At 45.1% G+C, this 534-nt stretch carries 1 protein-coding gene; it reads left to right on the top strand.

The window, feature by feature from the left end; translation table 11 throughout:
* Nucleotides 1-24 precede the first annotated feature (24 nt).
* The coding region (locus tag AC3G7N_RS22450) for an LUD domain-containing protein (protein WP_489424313.1) at nt 25-534 on the top strand (510 nt) is incomplete at its 3' end.

Raw genomic sequence — 534 nt, 5'->3', positions numbered from 1 at the left:
CACGTGCTTAAGGAGGTAGTTAAGATGGCAATGAAAATTGGAGAGAAGCCATTTTTTGACAGGGTAGATGATGCCTTGGAAAATGACTTTATGCGAAACGCGATGGCTTCCGCTCAAGATAGGTTACGTGATAAGAAACTGGATGCGACCGAACGGGACGACGAGATTGGTGATTGGGAAGAATGGCGCAGTGCCGGGGAAGAAATTCGTCGGCATACGTTAGAAAACCTTGATTACTATTTGGATCAATTAAGTGAGAATTTTGCCGCGAAAGGCGGACATGTATATTTTGCCAAAACGGCTGAGGATGCTAACCGCTATATTCAGGAAGTAGCAAGGAAAAAAGATGCGAAACATGTGACGAAATCGAAGTCGATGGTTACCGAGGAAATTGGCCTGAATGAGGCACTTGAAGATGTTGGCTGTCACGTCCATGAGACCGATCTTGCGGAATATATATTGCAGGTGGATGATACCGATCGGCCTTCCCATATCGTCGTTCCCTCACTGCATAAAAATAAAGAACAGATTCGC

It is taken from the genome of Virgibacillus carmonensis, assembly GCF_057836705.1.
Note: the sequence above shows the minus strand (reverse complement) of the source record. Positions and strands in the feature narration are given on the sequence as shown.